The sequence below is a fragment of the Inediibacterium massiliense genome, from assembly GCF_001282725.1.
In the GTDB taxonomy this organism is placed as follows: domain Bacteria; phylum Bacillota; class Clostridia; order Peptostreptococcales; family Thermotaleaceae; genus Anaerophilus; species Anaerophilus massiliensis.
This window is the reverse complement of record NZ_LN876583.1, coordinates 135,431-156,571: the sequence shown is the minus strand read 5'-3', so window position 1 is coordinate 156,571 and position 21,141 is coordinate 135,431. Positions and strand designations below refer to the sequence as shown.

At 30.1% G+C, this 21,141-nt stretch carries 18 protein-coding genes and 2 riboswitches; of the genes, 9 read left to right on the top strand and 9 right to left on the bottom strand.

Features of this window, described 5'->3' with window-relative positions; genetic code table 11:
* Window positions 1-266: 266 nt before the first annotated feature.
* The 4 genes from BN2409_RS01080 to BN2409_RS01060 form a co-directional block, all read right to left on the bottom strand.
* On the bottom strand, window positions 267-1,460 hold the full coding sequence (locus BN2409_RS01080) for a GNAT family N-acetyltransferase (protein WP_053954814.1): 1,194 nt from the start codon (window positions 1,458-1,460) through the stop codon (window positions 267-269).
* Between the two features lie 12 nt (window positions 1,461-1,472).
* On the bottom strand, window positions 1,473-2,393 hold the full coding sequence (locus BN2409_RS01075) for a DUF2156 domain-containing protein (RefSeq protein WP_053954813.1): 921 nt from the start codon (window positions 2,391-2,393) through the stop codon (window positions 1,473-1,475).
* Window positions 2,394-2,488: 95 nt separating this feature from the next.
* Window positions 2,489-3,865 carry an alanine/glycine:cation symporter family protein gene (locus BN2409_RS01070; RefSeq protein ID WP_053954812.1) on the bottom strand — a complete coding sequence of 459 codons (1,377 nt, stop codon included), beginning with the start codon at window positions 3,863-3,865 and terminating at the stop codon, window positions 2,489-2,491.
* Window positions 3,866-4,006: 141 nt separating this feature from the next.
* A riboswitch (glycine riboswitch) is annotated at window positions 4,007-4,083 on the bottom strand.
* 3 nt (window positions 4,084-4,086) lie between these two features.
* A riboswitch (glycine riboswitch) is annotated at window positions 4,087-4,164 on the bottom strand.
* A 114-nt stretch (window positions 4,165-4,278) separates the two neighbouring features.
* Entirely contained in the window at window positions 4,279-4,713 is a 435-nt protein-coding gene (locus tag BN2409_RS01060; RefSeq protein ID WP_053954810.1) for a Fur family transcriptional regulator, read from the bottom strand.
* Window positions 4,714-4,857: 144 nt separating this feature from the next.
* On the opposite strand from BN2409_RS01060, the gene BN2409_RS01055 reads away from it, so the two are divergent.
* From BN2409_RS01055 to BN2409_RS01025, 7 genes are all read left to right on the top strand, one after another.
* Window positions 4,858-5,298, top strand: coding sequence for a hypothetical protein (locus BN2409_RS01055; RefSeq protein ID WP_053954809.1), 441 nt, complete (start codon window positions 4,858-4,860; stop codon window positions 5,296-5,298).
* Window positions 5,299-5,313: 15 nt separating this feature from the next.
* Complete coding sequence (locus BN2409_RS01050) at window positions 5,314-6,474, top strand: toxic anion resistance protein (protein ID WP_053954808.1); 1,161 nt, start codon at window positions 5,314-5,316, stop codon at window positions 6,472-6,474.
* A 10-nt stretch (window positions 6,475-6,484) separates the two neighbouring features.
* Window positions 6,485-7,261 carry a hypothetical protein gene (locus BN2409_RS01045; RefSeq protein ID WP_053954807.1) on the top strand — a complete coding sequence of 259 codons (777 nt, stop codon included), beginning with the start codon at window positions 6,485-6,487 and terminating at the stop codon, window positions 7,259-7,261.
* Window position 7,262: 1 nt separating this feature from the next.
* Window positions 7,263-7,775 carry a TerD family protein gene (locus BN2409_RS01040; protein WP_053954806.1) on the top strand — a complete coding sequence of 171 codons (513 nt, stop codon included), beginning with the start codon at window positions 7,263-7,265 and terminating at the stop codon, window positions 7,773-7,775.
* A gap of 383 nt (window positions 7,776-8,158) precedes the next feature.
* Complete coding sequence (locus tag BN2409_RS01035) at window positions 8,159-8,716, top strand: TetR/AcrR family transcriptional regulator (protein ID WP_053954805.1); 558 nt, start codon at window positions 8,159-8,161, stop codon at window positions 8,714-8,716.
* Between the two features lie 91 nt (window positions 8,717-8,807).
* Window positions 8,808-9,980, top strand: coding sequence for an efflux RND transporter periplasmic adaptor subunit (locus tag BN2409_RS01030; RefSeq protein ID WP_053954804.1), 1,173 nt, complete (start codon window positions 8,808-8,810; stop codon window positions 9,978-9,980).
* Complete coding sequence (locus tag BN2409_RS01025; RefSeq protein ID WP_053954803.1) at window positions 9,980-13,072, top strand: efflux RND transporter permease subunit; 3,093 nt, start codon at window positions 9,980-9,982, stop codon at window positions 13,070-13,072. Before BN2409_RS01030 ends, BN2409_RS01025 begins: the two co-directional genes overlap by 1 nt.
* 112 nt (window positions 13,073-13,184) lie before the next feature.
* On the opposite strand, the gene BN2409_RS01020 is transcribed toward BN2409_RS01025, so the two are convergent.
* From BN2409_RS01020 to BN2409_RS17080, 5 genes are all read right to left on the bottom strand, one after another.
* The gene (locus BN2409_RS01020) at window positions 13,185-14,543 is read right to left on the bottom strand and encodes an amidohydrolase family protein (protein ID WP_053954802.1); all 1,359 of its coding nucleotides are present in this window, start codon (window positions 14,541-14,543) and stop codon (window positions 13,185-13,187) included.
* A 143-nt stretch (window positions 14,544-14,686) separates the two neighbouring features.
* Window positions 14,687-16,090: a YfcC family protein gene (locus BN2409_RS01015; RefSeq protein WP_053954801.1), complete on the bottom strand. Its 1,404-nt coding sequence runs from the start codon at window positions 16,088-16,090 to the stop codon at window positions 14,687-14,689.
* Between the two features lie 86 nt (window positions 16,091-16,176).
* A complete protein-coding gene (locus BN2409_RS01010; protein WP_053954800.1) occupies window positions 16,177-16,461 on the bottom strand; it encodes an ArsR/SmtB family transcription factor in 285 nt (94 codons plus the stop codon).
* Window positions 16,462-16,490: 29 nt separating this feature from the next.
* Window positions 16,491-17,855, bottom strand: a complete 1,365-nt coding sequence (locus BN2409_RS01005; protein ID WP_053954799.1) for a YfcC family protein — start codon at window positions 17,853-17,855, stop codon at window positions 16,491-16,493.
* 60 nt (window positions 17,856-17,915) lie between these two features.
* A complete protein-coding gene (locus BN2409_RS17080; protein WP_199872886.1) occupies window positions 17,916-18,068 on the bottom strand; it encodes a hypothetical protein in 153 nt (50 codons plus the stop codon).
* A 214-nt stretch (window positions 18,069-18,282) separates the two neighbouring features.
* On the opposite strand from BN2409_RS17080, the gene BN2409_RS01000 reads away from it, so the two are divergent.
* Window positions 18,283-19,737, top strand: a complete 1,455-nt coding sequence (locus BN2409_RS01000) for a recombinase family protein (RefSeq protein WP_053954798.1) — start codon at window positions 18,283-18,285, stop codon at window positions 19,735-19,737.
* Window positions 19,738-19,935: 198 nt separating this feature from the next.
* On the top strand, window positions 19,936-21,114 hold the full coding sequence (locus tag BN2409_RS00995; protein ID WP_053954797.1) for an acetyl-CoA C-acetyltransferase: 1,179 nt from the start codon (window positions 19,936-19,938) through the stop codon (window positions 21,112-21,114).
* The last annotated feature ends 27 nt before the right edge of the window (window positions 21,115-21,141 follow it).

Here is a 21,141-nt window from a genome sequence, read left to right as displayed (position 1 = left end):
ATACTATTTAGACAAAGTTATAAAATATAATATGTAAATATAAAAAATAGAATCCGAGAGGATTCTATTTTTTATCCATAAAGTTTATCTTAGAAAAGTCATAAAAATAAGGAACAATTATTGAGAATTTGTGAAAATATAGAATAAGTAAGAAAATGTTTAGCGTTACACTGTTTGAGCGTAGCGAGTTTGGAATGCTATTTTCGAGCGTTTCTATATATTTTCCAAATTTGAAAATTGGTGACGAATTTTATGACTTTTATTATTTAGAAGTATTCATTGATATAATTTTTTTTCTGATAAAATACCTTTGAAAAATTTTTGATAGCCTCTGGATTATAAACCTTTATATTTTCCATAAAAATAGCTGTATTGATATCAATAGCTCCAAAGAAAAGTTGAGAGAAGGTATTGATAGAACAAGACAAATCTGCTTTTATATGATTATCTTTTTGAACATTAGCTTTTTGATTTTCAATATGTACCATAAAAATACCTTCATTCCATGGAGCATAAGGGTCTTTAATTTCAATAGAAAATTTTGTGTCTATATTTTGATGAAAAGTACAATGTTCAATAGCGGCTTTTACATCTATTACTCTTGCGCACATAAAAGGATAAATACCGATTTGATTAGTAGGTTCAGGTTGTATGGTATCTTTTAAAAAAAGATGGGTAGATTCATCTAAAGGGGCAGACCATTCTACATGGGTAGCTTGAGAAATATGACTGTATATAAAACTAAATAAAGCTTTTTTTGCTGTATAATTTTCATAAGACATTTCTCTTACTATAAATTTTTTATCTTTTATAAAATAGAGGATATAGCCTATAGGCTTTTTTTGTTCATTTTTTAAAATAAACGCGTACCCTCCATAATATATTAAATCTTTTAATATAAAGTCCCAATTTTTTTTATTTCTTTTCATATATCCATGATATTCATTTAAAAAAGATTCATAGATATTATTTAGATTTTCAAAATCATCATCTAGATTGATTTCATTAAAATAATATTTTTTTTCTCTTTGACTAAAATGCCCAATGATACTCATAGGAATTTGATACTTTTTTTGACTATAGGATAATTCCCAGCCATAAGGTTGATAAAAGGTAGTATCAAAAGGCATAAGAATAGAGACAAAATGATTTTTATTTCTCATCTCTTCTATAGCTTTTGGAATAAGAAATTTCATCGTTCCCTTATTTCTATATTCAGGGGATGTAATGACTCCTACTACATAAGAAGTTTCAAATAAAGAGTGATTTAGAGAAAGAGTATAAGGATTTAATTGAAGATAAGAGATCAGTTGGTCTTCTTCAAAAATACCTAATGAGTGATTTGGAGAAAATACTTCATCAAAGTACCAGCTATAAAAGGGTTCATCTGTTTCAAAAGCATATCCCCACAATTTTTTTGCAGTAGGAGTATCTTCTTTTCTCAAAAATCTTAAAAACATAAATTTCCTCCTTTATATGAAGGTTACATTAAATTTTTCAACCATTTTATAAGGTCGATAAGAAAGCTTTGCTTTTCTTAAATTTTCAAGTCCCATATCCTCTTCTCGATTTATATATTTTATATCTATACATTCATTTTTACAAAATTCATTGTTAATTGCTTGATATAGGCCTTTGATCGTTGGATTTGCTTTTTCTATATGAACAACAATAGTATCATTATAAAGTTTTCCACCTAGGGTAAAGGCTTGCACCTCGTTGTCAATTAAGATAGCCCCTCCTTTACAATTAAGATGATCCATATTGAGTAGAGCTTCTTTTAAAGCTATTTCTTCAGCTTCTATCAAATGATTTGAAAAAGAATTTAGATCTTTGTAATCAATTAAACGTTTGTTAAAGTCAAGACAATGTTGTATCAAATCTTTTGTTAATGGAACATATTTATGAGGAATATTTCTCATAAAATAATTCAAATGATTTTTTTTAGAATGATATTTTCTTCCCTTTAATTCTATCAAATCATTTGTAAGATATACATAATCAAAATTTACTCGATCTTCTGTAAAAATAAGCTTGTCCTGCATAGCTTCATCAAATGTAGGGATTAAGTGCTTTGGTAACAATTTGATTTGAAAAGGGAATCCTTTTTGATCAAACCTTTTTTTGATTTCATCCATAGTGATAGAAAGTTTATTCAAATCATATTTGCCTACAGCTAGAGGAGGAAGAACAAAGGGTTCTTTTTTATCCATATTAAGTAAACTAACTCCTCCAATACATAAAAAATCATTTATGATTTCATATTTGAACTCATTTAATTGTCTCCACATGAAAAGGCTTGTAAAACTAAGTCCAGAGGTTTCATATGGATAACTAAAAACATATTTTTCAAATAAATCTTTGTCTTTTAATGTAATGTCATGTTGAAACATAAAGCATCTCCTTCATTATTTTTTGCATCTTTACTTTGTATACCCAAAAAAATATATTTTACTCTATAAAAAAAGAATGTACAAATGTACATTCTCTAAGCTGCTTTTTTATTTTGTAAAGAATTTTTTTCTTGCTTCATTTGTTCAAAGAATACTTTTGTTTCAGTTACGATGATTCCACTTAATCCAATCAAACCAATTAAGTTTGGAATAGCCATCAAACCATTTACAATATCTGCTAAGATCCAAATCATATCTAATTTTAAGAAAGCTCCACTAGCTACAAGAAGAATATATATAATTTTAAAAGGTTTGATTCCTTTTATTCCAAATAAATATTCAGTACATCTTTCGCCATAATAATTCCAACCTAATATAGTAGTAAAAGCAAAGAACATAAGTCCTATTGTAACAATATATTGACCAAGTCCTGGAAGAGCTTCACTAAATGCCAAATTGGTCATGGCAGCTCCTTCAACATCAGAACACCAAGCACCTGTTAAAACAAGAACCAAACCTGTCATAGTACATACTACAATGGTATCAAAGAATGTTCCTGTCATAGATATAAGACCTTGACGAACACAAGACTTTGTTTTTGCAGCTGCAGATGCAATAGGTGCACTTCCAAGACCAGATTCATTAGAAAATACCCCTCTGGCTACTCCATTACGAAGAGCAAACATTACAGTAGCTCCTAAAAATCCTCCTGTTGCTGCAGTAGGAGTAAATGCGCTTTTTAAAACGAGTCCTATAGTTTGAGGAACTAAATCAATATTTAAAATAAGAATAATTAAAGAACCAATAATATAAAATACAGCCATAAATGGAACGATTAATTCTGATACTTTTGCAATACTTTTGATTCCTCCTAAAGTAACCAAAGCTACTAGAAGAGTAAGAATCACAGATGAAACAATAATTGGCATATTTAAAGTGAGTTTTGCAGCATTTGTAATGGCATTTACTTGTGGAAAGGTACCGATTCCAAAGAATGCTACTCCAATTCCAAATAATGCAAACATTTTAGCTAATAATTTATTTCCAAGACCTCTTTCAATATAGTACATAGGTCCACCAGACATTTGACCGTTTTTATCTACAACTCTGTATTTTACAGCTAAAAGTCCTTCTGCATACTTTGTTGCCATACCAAAGAAAGCCGCAATCCACATCCAAAATAATGAACCAGGACCACCTGCTTTAATAGCAGTTGCTACACCTACAATATTACCTGTACCAATAGTTGCGGCAAGTGCTGTACACAAAGCAGCAAAGCTAGATACATCACCTTCACCAGTATGATCATCATCTTTTGAAAATAAATATTTTAGAGCAAGGGGTAATTTAAAGACTTGTAACAGTCCTAAACGAATAGTTAGATAAATACCAGTTCCTACTAAAAGAATGAGTAGGGGAGGTCCCCATACAAATGCATCGATTTGATTTAAAAGATAAGTTAATTTTTCCATTATTTTTCCTCCTTTTGTTTTAAACTTAAAAACGATAAAGGAAGACTTTTACTATAATTTATACAAAAATGCATAAATTATAAATAAAAGCCAAATCCTATGTGATTTGGCCTCTAGAACATGATGATATAAATCATGATACTCTGTCCTTTTACCTGAGAGATTCACCATATAACTATGGCTTGCTCCTTCGGTGCTCATACTGAGTCTCTCCAGAGGCTCGTCCGATAACGGTCCTTTTACCTGAAAGCTTAACCCCTTCGGTGGATGCATTCGCATCTCTCTCCCATTATCATCATCCGAAAATATTAAGTTAATAAAGTTAAATAGTCATGACTGCTTGATAAAATGATAGCACTTCATATAAAAAATAGCAATAGCTTGTTTAAAGTTTAAATATTCAGAAAATAGACTTATTCCTTATTTTTTTTTGTGCAATTAGAGCAGTATCCATAAAGTTCAAATTTATGTTCTGTCAATGTAAAATCTTTATCTTCTAGAGATTCAATGATTTGTTTGAGTGGACAAAAATGAATAGGTTGAGTTTTTCCGCAACTTTTACAAATGACATGGTGGTGATGATCATCATGTAAAATAAGTTCATATTGAGAAGGCTTGTTTTCTATATTGATTTTGTGAATCATATTTATTTTTTCAAGAATTTCTAAGTTTCTATAAACAGTAGAAAAATTGATTTGAGGAAGATCTTTTTTGACTTTTATATAAATTTCTTCTGCTGTTAGAAATTGTTGTTCATGTTGGATTAAAATTTCTAATATTGCTTTTCTTTGGTAAGTTAGTTTATATCCCTTCTCTTTTAATTTTTTTTCTATTTCATTGCTGATCAATGGTCTCACTCCCAAATATCATATTAGTTCTATTGTATAATATATAGAAAGATCCTTCAATAAATAAGATGAATAGACCTTTGCCAGTTTTGCAGGATTTGATATAATATAGTAGAAAATTCTTTCAATTTCAAAAAGGATGTGGTGAAAATATTTCATCTATTCAAAAGAAAAAACCAAGACAATCATATAAAAAATAATAATGATAACCATAATAGCATAGATGAGGCAAAAGAAGCATTAGAGAATATAGAAAATATTTTATATCAAGAAAAAGATAAACAAATTTTTGTAAGTTTGTATTCTTTTGTATCATACTATACGTTTGTTATAGAATTTTATAAAGAAAATGAAGAAGAAATCATGTCTGTACAAGAGCTTTTATTTTTTAAATACATTCCTATGATTACTGAGATTGTAACAGCTTATGAGGAAGATAAAACATTAAAAAAAGAACTGATTCATACGATTGAAAAGATGAATCAAAAACTTTATGAAACTATCAATAATATAAAAGAACAAAAAAAAATAAATTTAAAGATCGATTTAAAGACCATACGAGATTTGATTCAATCAGACTTTTAAATGGAGGAGATTAAAATGAGCTTTGAGGATCTATTGAATGAAGCAGAACAAAAGAACGTGACAGAAATTCAAAGACAAGAAAATAAAGAATTAGCTTTAGAAAAAAAACGAGATAGTTCTATGGATTTGAATAAATTTAATGAAGTGGAATTAGAAAGAGTAAAGGATTTAAAAAGAGAAATAACAATGGAAGAGACAAACAGTATAGGAAACTTTGGAATGGAAATACAAGGAAACATTGCAAAGTTTGCAGATGGTATATTAGAAGGGGTGAAAACAAAAGATACAGGACATATTGGAAGTGATCTTACATCTCTGTTAACTACTATTAAGCAAATCGATATAGAAAAGTTTCAAGAAAAAAAATCTATTATGAGTAATATTCCTTTTTTCGGAAAACTTAGAAATAGTATAGAAAAAGCCAAAATTCAGGTGGAAAATGTGACCCAAACAGTAGATAAAATTGTAATATCTTTAGATACAGCAAGGAAAGAACTCATAAGAGATGTAAATGTATTAGATATTTTATATGAAAAAAATATGGAATATCTTCATCAATTGGAATTATACATTGCAGCAGGAGAATTAAAGTATAAAGAATTAAAGGACAATACTTTAGTAAATTTAAAAGAACAGGCCCAAAAGACTCAAGATATGTTAGATATACAAAGATACAATGACTTTGTACAACTACTGAGTGAAGTAGAAAAAAGAATTCACGATTTAAAATTGAGTAGAGAAATTTCTATTCAAACTCTTCCACAAATTAGACTTATGCAAAGCAATGACAAAATACTAGCAAGTAAAATTCAAGCAAGTATTCTAACAACCATTCCTATTTGGAAAAACCAAATTGCTCTGGCTATTTCATTAAATAAGCAAAAATCAGCTTTAGAAATTCAAAAGAAGGTTTCAGATACGACTGAAAATATGTTAAAGCAAAATGCAGAGCTTTTAAAAGTAAATACCATAGAAATTGCAAAAGAAAGTGAAAGAGGAGTGATCAGTATAGAGACATTAAAAGAAACCCATCAAAAGCTACTTGAAACTATTGAAGGGTCTATGAAAATTTATGAAGAAGGAAAGATGAAGAGAGCAAATATAGAAAAAGAATTAACAGAGCTTGAAAATATACAGAAACAAAAGCTTTTAGAGTATAAAAGTCAATATAAATAAGGGGATTAAAATGAATAAACAAGAATGTATAGAGTGGATCAAATCTTATTTTGAGATAGAAAGCTTAATCAGCAGTTTAAAAAATCCTGATTTTCATATGAAAAGTCATATTTTCTATTTTAGGGATATATTCCATTCTATTGATGAACTGAAAATTTTAAGAATCTACTCTAAAAATAAAAAAGACAATATTGTATTAGAGGTGCATCATATTTCAGACCATTTGGAAGGATTGTTTAATGGGTATTTTAGGGTGGAGCCTATTACAGATTCTGCAAAGAAAATTTTTAAAAATATGAGTAGAGTTTGTACAGATTTGGAATATTTTTTCTACCATGCCTATCATCATAGCGAAATATTGAAAAAATATATTGTTTCGGGAGATATAGAGTATATTATAGAAGAAGATCATGACGAGAAACATTTTGAAATGGTAAGGAAAAATACTTATTTAGAATTATCACAATATGAACAAAAACAAATGAATCAAATGATTCTTAGTAGAGAGAAATTAAAGAAATATATCACTCATTTTATACATTGGAATAAAAAATGTTCAGAAGAAGTAAAAATATTTTTAGTAAATTTATGGACAACTTTTTATAAAGATTGTATTTGTCCTATAAATAATGTAAATTCATTAGAATATTCTATAAAAGTAGATACGGAGACTATACTTTTTCAAAAAAATAAAGAGCTTTCTGTATATGAGCTTTTAGAATATGCACATACACATCAATTTATTGTTTTTTTATATTTACAATTTGATTTTGAAGGTGGAGATTAAAATGATTCAAAATCTTATTAAAGGGCAGAAAGCAGAATTAGGAAAAATAAGAGAACCTTTTGATGTTTTTATAAAAATGGACCATGAAATTTCTACATCTATAGATTTAATGATTTGGATGATGGATGAAAAAAATCAAGTGAATAAAAATAATATTATTTTTTACAATCAACCCTATAGTATTTGTAAGAGCATATTTTATGATGAAGACGAAAGAAAATTTAAAATGCACATGGATCAAATAGATGAAAAAATAAAAAAAATGGTTTGTGGAGTTACTATATATGAAGATGTGAGGGAAAATAGAGAATTAGAATTTTCTTTAGAGATTCAAAAAAATGAAAGAAGTTTTCATATACATCAAAGCATAAATACGAAAGAATGTAAAAATGTGATTGTAGGTGAAATTTATCTATATAAAGATTTGTGGAAATGGAATACTATTTTTTATGAAAGCGAAAAAGAGATTGTTTCTTGTATGAAGAAAATATATGATGTCCATATTTTAGAATGAAATTTCTAAAGGTGAAAGATATTCTTTGATCTGAGTTTGTAGACAAAGTCATAAAAAACGTTACTAAATTTTCAAATTTGAAAAATATATAGAAACGATCGAAAATAGCATTACAAACTCGCTATGCTCAAACAGTGTAATGCTAATCATTTTCTTACTTATTCTATATTTTCACAAATTCTTAATAAATGTTTCTTATTTTTATGACTTTGCTAAAAAATAGTTTGTCAGCAGTCTGAGATGAAAGATATTCTTTCATCTTTTTTGTATATAATGAATAGGAAAATATTGTTTGACAGGAATGAAGGAGGGTGTTAGAATAATATTGGTACTGAAAAAACTAAAATAGTTTTATGATTACATACATGAAAGAAGTGATGCGGATGAGGACGAGAATTATCCAAGGAGCCATTGAAGAAACAGGGGAAAAAGGAATAAAATTTACTATGAGCGATTTGGCCAAAAGATTAGGAGTAAGTAAAAGAACATTGTATGAAAATTTCACTTCTAAAGAAGCGTTAATAGAAGCAATTATAGAACATTTTTTTAAACAGATACAAGAAAAAGAAGATGAAATTTTACAAAATAAAGATTTAGATCCTATTGAAAAATTAAAAGCAACTGCTATGATTCTTCCTAATGATCCAAGACTGATGTATATTAGTAAATTTTATGAAATGAAACAGTATTATCCTAAACAATGGAGAATGGTACAAAGTTGGGTCAATGAATGGAAGCCTGAAGAAAAGCTTATTAAGGAGGGTATTGAAAGTGGAAAGTTAAGAAAAGTGAATAGTGTTATTTTAAGACAAATGATAGTAGAGTCAATTATGGCATTAGTAGATAGAAATTTTTTAATGAAAAATGATATTACCTTAAGAGAAGCTTTACATGATATGGTAGACATTATTTTACATGGTCTAGTGATAGATGAAAAGTGATAATGTGAGAAGTAGGAATTCTTGACTGTTGAATAGATATTCAACTATAATGAACATATGAGGAATAATACTTTGTAAAGGGGGAGCTAGTATGAAAAGAAAAATAGCAATATTACTTACTTTTTTGTTATCTATTCAATTGATTTTAACAGGATGCGGTAAAAAGGAAGAAAAGGTGAAGGCAAATAGTTTAAAACCTGTTTCAGTAGAAGATGTAAATGAGCAATCTTATTCTGAAGAAATTGATTTAAGTGGAAATATCAAACCGTCTCAGACAGTAAAGATTGCATATAAAATTCCAGGAGGAGTAGTTTCTAATATTTTTGTAGAAGAAGGAGATGTAGTTAAAAAAAATGATGTCTTAATCAAACTAGATGCTTATGACTATACCTTAAATGTGGATGCAACCAATGCAAAGCTTGAATCTTCAAGAATGAAAATGGATAGCCAAGTACCATCTAAGATTGAACAAGCAAAGGCTGCACTAGATTTAATTGAAAAGAATTATGAAAGAATGAAAAATCTTTACGAAGAAGGAGCTATTTCTACAGCTCAATTAGATGAAATACAAACAAAATATATAGCTGCAAAAAATACATATCAAGAAGCACTAGATGCTAAAGTGTATACAAAAATAGAATTAGAGCAAGCAAAAGCTGCAAAAGATAAGGCTCAATCAGATCTTTCAGATACAACTCTTACAAGTCCTATCGATGGAATTGTTCTCAAAAAGATTGCAGAGGTTGGGGAAACTGTAGGTCAAGGATATCCTGTTATGGTTCTTGGAAATCTTAATCAAGTAGAAATGGAAATAGGAGTGGCAGATGCAAGCATCAATAAAATTGTAAAGGGGCAAAAGGCAAAAGTTTATGTATATGGAGTAGAAAAAGAATTTGAAGGAGTAGTGAGTGAAGTAGGAGCTGTAGCAGATGAAAAGACAAGAACTTTTCCAGTAAAAATTATTATCGATAATAAAGACCATAAGTTAAAACCAGGAATGATGGGAAAGGTACGTATTCCTTTAGATAAGAAAAAGGCGGTATTAGTTCCTGTAGATGCAGTTTTAAATACACCACAAGGAGCTGCTGTGTTTGTATATGATTCTGAGAAAAAGAAAGTTTCTAAAAGAAAGGTAGTTCCAGGAGATATTATTCATGACAAAATAGAAATAAAAGAAGGGCTAAAATTAGGAGAGAAGATTGTAATAGAAGGACAACTCAAACTAAAAAATGATGAAGCTGTACATGTAGAGGAGATGAAATAATGATAAAATGGAGCGTAAAGCATAGAAGTATTGTAATGCTTATCTGTTTTTTTGTCTTCATTACAGGAGTGTTTATCTATGGAGACATGGAAAGGCAAGAAAATCCTAATGTAGTTTCTCCTGATGCTATGGTCAAATGTATTTATCCAGGAGCTAGCCCTGAAGATGTAGAAAAGCTTATCATCAAACCCCTTGAAACGAAGATTAATGAAATATCTGAAATCAAAAAGCTTGAAAGTTTTTCAATGGATAGTGTAGGAGTCATAAGAGTAAGCTTAATAGATTTAAGTGATGAAAAAATCAACGAGGTTTGGGATGAATTAAAAGATGATGTAGATCAAGTCAAAAAAGACTTGCCAGCAGAGGCATGGGAGCCTGAAGTAGAAACAGATTTTACAGAGACATATGGTCTTTTGATGGTATTAACTGGAGAGAATTATACTTATAAAGATTTGAAATCAATGGCAGAAGAATTAAAGGATCAATTAGAAGAAGATCCGGATGTCAAGGCAGTAGATTTAGATGGAGAAATCGATGAAGAAGTTCATATCAATGTAGATATGGCAAAATTGAAACAATATAAAATTGCTCCAAGTACGATTGGAAAATTAATCAAAGCACATAATGTAAATATTCCCGGAGGAAATTTAGAGATAGGAGCTATTAAAGTGCCTGTTCAAACTTCTGGAGAATATGAAAGTGTAGAAGAACTTAAAAATACAGTTGTAGGAATTTCTGAAACTGGAAATCCAATTTATCTTAAAAATGTAGCAGAAGTTGTTAAAAAAGAAGAAAAAAAAGAGATATTTGTAAATTATAATAATGAAAAAGCTATTGCTATAGGTGTAAAATATGCTGAAGGCAAGAATATGGTAAAAACAAGTAAGAGACTACATAAAATTATTGATGAGTTTAAGGGAGAACTCTACGAAGGAATGGAGCTTACTAATTTTACTGATCAAGCAGAATATGTAGATAATGCCATTAAACTATTTGAAGATAATCTTATTTCTGCTATTTGGCTAGTTGTATTGGTAGTGCTTCTTGCAATGGGATCTAGAAGTGCTCTTGTAGTATCTAGTTCTATTCCACTAATTATTATGAGTGTTTTTGTATATATGAAGCTTCAACATATGCAGCTCCACCAAGTATCCATTGCATCCTTGATTATTTCTTTGAGTTTATTAGTTGCAAATGGAATTGTAGCCAATGATAGTATGTATCTTTATATGCAAAGGGGATTTGATAGAGAGACATCTTGTATAAAAGGTGTAAAAGAAGTACAAATTGCTATTTTGACTTCAACCCTTACAAGTATTGCATCCTTCTTGCCACTGGCTATGATGCAAGGAGTAGCAGGAAAATTTGTAAAAAGTCTTCCTATTTTAGTATCTGTTGCATTGTTTAGTTCATATATTACTTCCCTTACAATGGTTCCAGCTTTAGGATATACTTTCTTAAAAGTTAAGGGAGAGGGAAAGAAAAATATATTCCAAAGAACTCTTGAAAGGTTCATTCCTATTGATAAGTTATCTACAAATTTACTGGAACAATATAAAAAAAGTCTTGCTATTGGACTTAAGAAACCTAAATTGATTTTATTAGTCGCCATAGGAGCGCTTATAGGAAGTTTAACAATTATTCCGAGTCTTGGTGTTCAATTGTTCCCACCAGTAGAGAGAGATCAATATGTTATTGATGTAGATGTACAAGAAGGAAGTACTTCAGAGAGAACAGGAGAGATTGTACAGAAGATAGGAAAAATTCTTTTAGAAGATAAGTCGGTAGATTCTTTTATGAGTAAAGTAGGAGAAGGACCTTTAAAATATTATATTACTTTTATTCCAAACAAAGTTTCTACAGATAAAGCACAAATTATTGTAAATGGAAAACAAAAGGATATGGCACGTATTCAAAAGACTTTAGATGAAAAAATAACAGGGGCAAGAATCAATGTCAAAAAACTTGAAATTGCCATGCCAGTAGATTTCCCAGTACAAGTAAGAATTTCTGGTGAAGATATTCCAAAACTTAAAGAAATTGCACATGATATCAAAGATCAAGTAGATACTATAGAAGGTAGTAAAAATGTTCAAGATACTTTTGGATTAGATTCTTATAAATTATCTGTTAATGTAAATGAAGAAAAAGCAAATCTTGTAGGTCTTAGTAATTATGATATTGCAGGAACTGTAAGAATGGCCATTAATGGAATGGAAATTACTAAATTAAAACAAGAAAATATTGATGATGATGATTTATCAGTAGTTATGAAAATTCCAGATGAAAATAAGCACAATAAAGATGTTTTAGAGGATTTATTTTTTACATCTACAATTACTGGAGAAAATATTCCAATACAACATATAGGAAAAATAAAAAATGAATTTGCCCTTAATAAGATTATACGAAGAGATACAAAAAGAACTATTACAGTGGGAATGTTTGTAAAGGATGGATATAATATAGAATCTGTAGAGAAGGAAGTAATGAAGAGACTAAAAAATTATGAACTTCCCAAAGGATATAGTATGGAAATTGGAGGAGCAAGTGAAGAAAGAAATGATGCATTTACATCTATGAAAGTACCATCAGTGATTGCAGTAGCGATTATTTACTTAATTTTGGTGATGCAATTTGGAGATTTAAGAGAACCATTTATTATTATGGGTACCATTCCTCTATCTTTTATAGGGATCATATGGGGACTTAAAATTACAGGATACCCTATTGGATTTATGGCCCTATTGGGAGCTATTAGTTTGATGGGGGTAGTAGTAAACAATGGGATTGTATTATTAGATTATATTAAGCTTGTAAAAAATGATTATGAAAATTTATCAGAGGCTATTGTAGAAGCATGTGCTACAAGAATTAGACCTATTATGATTGGAATGATTACTACTGTAATTTCCTTGATTCCACTAGGTCGATCAGGAGGACTTTTATGGGCTCCAATGGCATATTCTATTATATTTGGAATGCTGGTTTCATCTGTGCTTACATTATATGTGATTCCGGTAGCATACCTATTAATGGAAAGAGAAGAATCAATAATGAAAAAGTTAGTATCTTTTATGCAATCTAAATAAAGGCAAAGAACCAACCTTTGATGAAGGTTGGTTCTTTGATCTTGAATTGTGAATGAAATGAAAGAATTCCGCTTAGACCATGAGCAATTCCGAGAGGAATATACGAATTTTTTTATAAAACTTTTTTGATAATTTTCCCATTTGCATTATGGATAATTATACCGTTTTCTATAGCTATTTTTCCATTGATTAAAACATAATCAATGCCTTGTGGCTTTAAATTAGGTTTGTCAAAAGAGGCTTGATCTATAATTGTTTGATCATCAAAAATAGTAATATCTGCATCCATACCTTCTTTGATTTCTCCCTTTTGAAATAATTTTAATCTTTGAGCAGGTATTTTTGTCATTTTTTCTAAAGCATCCAGTAATTCTATAGCATTTTTTTCTCTCACAAAGTGACCAAGTACTCTTGGAAATGTACCTGCTCCTCTTGGGTGGCCCTGACCGTTTGTATAAATTCCATCAGATGCAATCATAATGAAAGGTTCTTTCAAAGCTTTAATAACCTCTTCTTCATCCATGGCAAATGCAACTGTAAGTATATTTGGATAATTTTTTCTAGCATCTTCAAATATTTCTTTTGTACAACGTTGATTTTTATAAGGAGGCTGTGTTAAAAGTAAGTCATTATAATTTCTATGCCAACGTTCTAGACATCCCTCATCAAATACAGCTGAACCAATTTGTGTACAAAAAGCATCATAAGGATAGCAATCTGCCATAATATCAATATGTTCATTGCGTGCTTTTCGAATAGTATCCAAACAATCATCCATAAATCCAAATGCTGCAGCACTTCCTAAATGTGAAATTTGAAAGGGTATTTTTGTCTGATTTGCAATTTCAATCATTTCCTCAATAGATTCTTTAGATCGTACTTCATCATAGCGATAATGAGCGCTCAACAGATAATCAGTGTTTGGAATAGCATGGGATGCTGTTATTATTTCTTCAAATGAAATACCAGGAGAATACTCAATGCCAAAACTCATTCCTACTGCTCCCGCTTGAATATCTCTCTCAATTAATTTTTGAATTTTTCCCATAGCATATGAATCAATCGAAGCATAACGATCGTTATATCCGGCTTCCTCTCTTAAGTTATTGTAACCTGTAAACATAATATAATTAGTGGGAGCGCCTGTTTTTTCTACAAAAGATATAAAGTCTATCAACGGTGTCATAGACAATCCGCAATTACCGCCTGCACAGGTAGTAACCCCCATATTTAACATGTAGTTTGCAATATCATAGTTATAATTTTCTGCCATTAAGTTTTCTTCATGCATATGTATATCTATAAAGCCTGGTGAAACAATTCTATTTTGCGCATCAATAACTTTTTGAGCTTCTCTGTAAATTTTACCTATTTCCGTGATTTTTCCTTCCTGGATAAAAATATCTTGTTGCACAAATTTTCTTTGATTAAAGTCAGGAATTTTTCCATTAATAATTTTAATTGTATTCATAAAATCACTCCTCTTATTATTAATACATTACAATGAATGTATTATATTTTTTCATATCTATTCTTATCAATTATTTTAAAATGTTTTTATATGATTTCAAATTCGAAGGTGAATCATGAGCTAATATAGAGGAAAACCTTTTACTAGAATGGCCCAAAATTTATCATATGAGCAATTGTTATAAGTATTCCGCCTAAAAGATATTCTAATAAGATTAATGGTAAAATCCATTTTGCCCATTTATCCCATGAAATTTTAGCTAATGCTAAACCTGCCATAAAATAACCTGATGTAGGGGTAAAGATATTAGAAATCCCATCTCCTAATTGATAGGCTAATACAGCTGTTTGTCTTGATACGCCAGATAAATCAGCTAGAGGTGCCATAATAGGCATACTGATGGCTGCCTGTCCGCTACCGGAAGGAACGATAAAATTTAATAAACATTGAAAAAGATACATGCCTAATGCAGTGAATGTGGGAGGGACACCTGCTAGAGAATGGCTAATACTAAAGAGGATAGGATCAAGTATATGTCCCTCGTCTAATACAACTAAAATTCCAGTTGCAAATCCAACGACTAAAGCTCCACTTGTTAATTCTGACATTCCTTTAACTAAATTTTGAGCATACTCGTTAAAGGTATATCCATAAACCAGACTAACTACCATACTCATGCCAAGGAATAATGCCCCTATTTGCGTAATATACCAACCATAATGAATTACTCCAAAAATTAATAATACAATTGTTACAAGGACTGTCCAAAGAACCAATTTATGATGTATAGTGAATTCAGGTAATTGATTAAAATCAAAGGTATTTTCTCTTTTTTTGTCTACATCGTACATTAAACTTTTAGTAGGATCTTTTTTTATTTTTCCGGCATAAAGATAAATGAAACTAATATTGAGAACTAAAAAAGCAAAACAAACAAAAATTCTATAGGACATGCCAGAAAAGATAGGTAGACCTGCAATACCTTGAGCTACACCGATTGTAAAAGGATTCATAAAGGCACCTGCAAATCCTGCACTTGCCCCAACTAAAACCATACCAGCTCCAGTCAAGGAGTCAAATCCAAGGGCCATTGCTAACGTGATTCCCATTGGGATAAAAGGTAATGTTTCTTCTGCCATACCGAAGATGGATCCTCCCAATGAAAACACGAACATAATAACAGGGATTAAGGCGCGTTCTCGTCCATTCATTCTCCTTGATAATCGTGCAATAGCAGCGTTGATAGCTCCTGTTTCAGAAACCAATCCAAAAGCACCACCTACAATAAAAATAAAGAAAATAATAGAAGATCCTTGACTCAATCCTTTTGGAATACTTTGCAGAGCACTCCATATATTAACAGGTGATTGTTTAATGTAATTAAAGCTGGATGCATCAACTACCATTCTGCCATCGGGTGCTTCTACTCGAGCGTACTCACCAGCAGGAATTATATAAGTTAATAATGAGAAGATAAAAATCACACCTAACAAGATAATATAGACATGTGGCACCTGAAAATTTTTCTTTTTTGTTTTAGCTAACATAAATTCTCCTCCTTCTAAATCAATATATGTTTATATGTTTAATAATATCAACGCGTTAAACATAATGAATTAATATTCCTCCTTTCTTAAATTGAAATAAATTTCAATAAACTCTCTGCTAAAGATGTAATCGCGTAGATATTAATTGAATAATAAATTTCTTTTCCTTCTTTACGAGCGTAAACAAGATTAGCTCGTTTTAAAATCTGCAAATGATGTGAAACAGTTGGCCTTGAAATATCAAATTGTTCAGAAAGATCATTTACATTCATTTCTTCTTCTTTAAGAAGATATAAAATATCTATACGGATTTCATCTGCAATAGCCTTGAGTACATTAACGTCTAAACTATTTTCATTGATTCCAGACATAGCATACTCCCTACTTACTCTATATTTATTTAAAATGGACCATAGTGAATAATTGTTGAGAATATTAGAACCAAACAAGCTTCTATACTTAATATAATGAACAATGGCATCATCCATTTTAACCATTCTTTCCACTTAATATTACTAATTGCTAAACAGGCCATAAAGTATCCAGATGTTGGGAAAATAATATTAGACAAGCCATCTCCAAATTGAAATGCAAGAACAGCGGTTTGTCTTGTAATCCCAGATAAATCGGCTAAATTTTTCATAATAGGCATTGTAACAGATGCTTGTCCTGTTGCCGAAGATAAAAATAAATTGATAATAGTATGAAAAACATACATCATCACAGAACCAATTACAGGATTAACATCATTTAAAATATTAGACAGATAGTAAATAATTGTATCTGAAATATGACCATATTCCATTACAACAAATACAGCCTTGGCCATTCCAATAATTAAAGCACCATAAACTAACGATGAAGCTCCTTTAACAAATTCGGCTACGAGTTGATTAGAACTAAGTCGATTGGCTATGCCTACAGCTAAACTCATTATGATAAAAATAGTTGATACATCAATTGTATCAAATTGTAGTACTAATACACCATAAGAAATAAAGAAAATACTACTGATTAATATGGCTATGGTAGCAAAGTCGATTTTTTTAAGACTATATTTGTTCTGATTTGTTATCATTGAATTCGGTTGTTTGATTTTATTAGCATAATGTAGAACATACATAATACTGGTCAATAAAAATATAACAAATGTTGCTAACCTTAATGAGATTCCAGAAAAAAGTGATAATTCAACAATTTGTTGAGCGATGCCTGTTGTAAAAGGATTTAAAACACCAGATGAAAATCCAACACAACCACCAATTAAAACAACGGCAAGACCTGTTATTTTATCCATACCTAAGGCTACAAATAGAGCTATAATAATTGGACAAAATGGTAAGAATTCTTCAGCTGTTCCAAAGATTGTCCCAAAGAAGGCAAATACAGTCATCAAAATAGGAATAATCCAGCTTTCTTTTCCCTGATATTTTTGAGCTAATGCATTAATACTTCGCTTCATAATGCCTGTTGCATTAATAATACCAAAGCTTCCTCCAACAATAAAAACGAAAATAATAATATTTGATCCTGTAATCATACCTTGTGGTATGGCTCGAAATAACTGAAAAAGAGATACGGGAGTCTTTGATATCTGAGTATAACTTCCAGGTTGAACATAGGTAATCTGAGTTAATGGATCAGCAATTCGTTTATAATTTCCTGCTGGAATAATATAGGATAGCCCTGATAATATGACTAAAATGACAAAAATTAAAACATATGAATCTAACGTTTTTGATTTTTTCCATCTACGAATAGCCATAAGATTCCCCCATGATATGTTGAAATTTTTCAACATGTATTAATATACATAATAACTTATTTATTCAATAATTTCAATAAATTTATTTTGAATTTTGAATAAAATGAGAAAATATATGTAATGATCTTTGATCTTTTGTCTAAATGAAGTAATGATATTTTTAGATTTAAATAGTAAAAGTGCATCTTGATTCTTAAATGTTTTACAAATCATGCAATATGCACCACTTCTCCTTTTTATACATATTATGTAGTACAGCTTAGTTTAATCAGTTCACCCTATAGGATACTAGTGAAGTGGTGAAAGGAGAGGATGGGATGAAGAAAAAAGATAAAGTCATTGAAAAATTTACAGGGGAGAAGGATTTAAGAGATATAGTAAAAGAATTCATTATTCTAAAATTAAAAAATAAATAGGAGGAATAAACTTGAGATGTGCTGTATATGTAAGAGTTTCTACAGATATGGATATACAAAAGAGTAGTCTTGCACATCAGAAAAATTTTTTTGAAAAATATACAAAACAAAGAGAATGGAAAATGTACAAAATTTATGAAGATATTGAAAGTGGGAAAAGTATAAAAAATAGAGAAGGATTAAAAAATTTGATAGAAGACAGTAAAAAAAAAGAATTTGATATTGTCCTTACAAAATCCATATCAAGATTTGCTCGAAATACTTTGGAAGGACTTACCATGATTCGGGATTTAAAATCTAGAAATATAAGATTCATAACTATAGAAGATGGATTTGATTCAGAAGAATACGATGAATTTATGTTTACTTTGCTTTTATCCATGGCACAAAAGGAATCTGAAAAAATAGGGGAGCGTATTCGATTTGGGAAATTATGCAGGGCAAAAAAAGGGTGCTATAATGGGAGTCATCCACCTTATGGGTATATGAAACATGAGAATCAAATGATTCCATCAGAAGATGTATCTACTTATGTAGTACAAAAGATATTTTCTATGTATTTAGGCGGAAATGGATTTTATAAAATTGCAAAAGAATTAAATGACAAAGGATATCCTACACCTAGTCAAATAGCTAATAAGAAAAACAGCAGCTTGATATGGCATCAAAGTACCATTCGAAATATTTTATCCAATTCTTTCTATGTGGGAGATTTGGTTCAAAATAAGGGGAAAATAAATTCTATATATAGTCAAGATCATATGATAAAGATACAAAATACACATCAAGGAATTATTGATCGAGTAACATTTGAAGAAGTACAAAAAAAAATAAAAGAAAATGGGAAGAACAAGGGTTCAAAAGGAGTATATCTTTTTTCAAATTTATTAATTTGTGGAGAATGTAAAAGTTCAATGCACTTTAAGAAAGATAAGGAAGCTTATTTATGTGGGAAAGTAAATAAAATGGGAAAAAAATATTGCCAAGGAGCTTATGTACATGAAAAAGATTTGGAACATATAGTTAGAACATCTTTACAAGGAATGATTACAAATCATATAAAAAAAGAAGAGGGTATCATACTGGAGATTGTAGAGGGAATAAAAAAAGAAGAAAAAAATAAAAAAATAGATCATATAGAAAAATCTATAAAAAAACTTAAAAATAAAAAAAATAGATTGTTAGATCTTTTGATAGAAAATTTGATCGATGAACAGGTTTATCAAGAAAAGTTTCATAGGATACAAGAACAGGAAGAATTATTACAGGAAAATAAAAGAGGAATAGAAGAAAAATTTAAAAAGGATATACTGGAATGGAAAGAGTATATATATGATTTATTAAGATTTAAAAACTTAGATAGAATGACTCTTTGCAAATTTATAAAAAGAATAGAAGTTTTTCATGATAAAAAAATAGTCATAGAATATGATTTCGAAAATTCTTCTAAGATAACATGTCCTTAAAAGCAAGCACAATGTACAGAAAAAAGAACAATATGTTCAGAAAAACCGACAATTGATATGTAATAAATAGTAAAAATGTGATAGAAATAGAGGGAAAACAAAGAAATATGAAGAAAAAATACATGGCATGAATCTTGCATAATATATATTTGCGTAAATTTGACATTATAATTGATATATATTAAGGAGGAATATTCCATGAGAGAAGTAGTTATTGCAAGTGCAGTAAGAACAGCTGTAGGAAGTTACGGAGGGTCTTTAAAAGACTTTAAACCGGCTGATTTAGGAGCTATCGTAATTAAAGAAGCTTTAAACAGAGCAAAGGTTGCACCAGAGCAAGTAAGTGAAGTTTTATTTGGTTGTGTACTACAAGCAGGACAAGGGCAAGGGGTTGCTAGACAATCTGCTGTAAAAGCAGGTATTCCTGTAGAAATTCCAGCAACAACTATAAACATCATTTGCGGTTCTGGATTAAAATCAGTAGCATTAGCTGCTCAAACTATTGCAGCAGGAGACAATGATATTGTTATCGCTGGAGGAACAGAAGTAATGAGTAATGCTCCATATGTAGTTGAAAAAGCAAGATGGGGACATAGAATGGGAGATGCAAAGTTCGTTGATGAAATGATCAAAGATGGACTATGGGATGCATTTAACAATTATCATATGGGTATTACAGCAGAAAATATTGCTGAGCAATATGGAATTACTAGAGAAGAACAAGATGAATTTTCAGCTAGAAGCCAAAACAGAGCAGAAAAAGCAAGAAAAGAAGGAAGATTTAAAGATGAAATCGTTCCTGTTGAAATCAAAAAGAAAAAAGAAACAATCATATTTGATCAAGATGAATTCATCAGAGAAGGCGTAACAGCAGAATCTATTGGAAAATTAAGACCAGCTTTCAAAAAAGATGGTACTGTAACAGCAGGAAATGCATCTGGAATCAATGATGGTGCAGCAGCATTTGTAATCATGTCAAAAGAAAAAGCTGATGAACTTGGAATCAAACCATTAGCTACAATTGTATCTAATGCAACTGCAGGTGTAGATCCATCTGTAATGGGATTAGGACCTATTCCATCTAGTAGAAAAGCTTTAGAAAAAGCAGGTCTTAAAATTGAAGATATCGACTTAGTAGAAGCAAATGAAGCATTTGCAGCACAATCTATTGCAGTAGCAAGAGATTTAAATCTTGATATGGAAAAAGTAAATGTAAATGGTGGAGCGATTGCTATCGGACATCCAATTGGAGCAAGTGGCGGAAGAATTTTAGTTACATTACTTCATGAAATGGAAAAAAGAGATGCAAAACGTGGTTTAGCAACACTATGCATCGGTGGAGGAATGGGAACAGCTCTAGTCGTAGAAAGAAAATAAGTATAATTTATGTATAAAAAGAGGAGC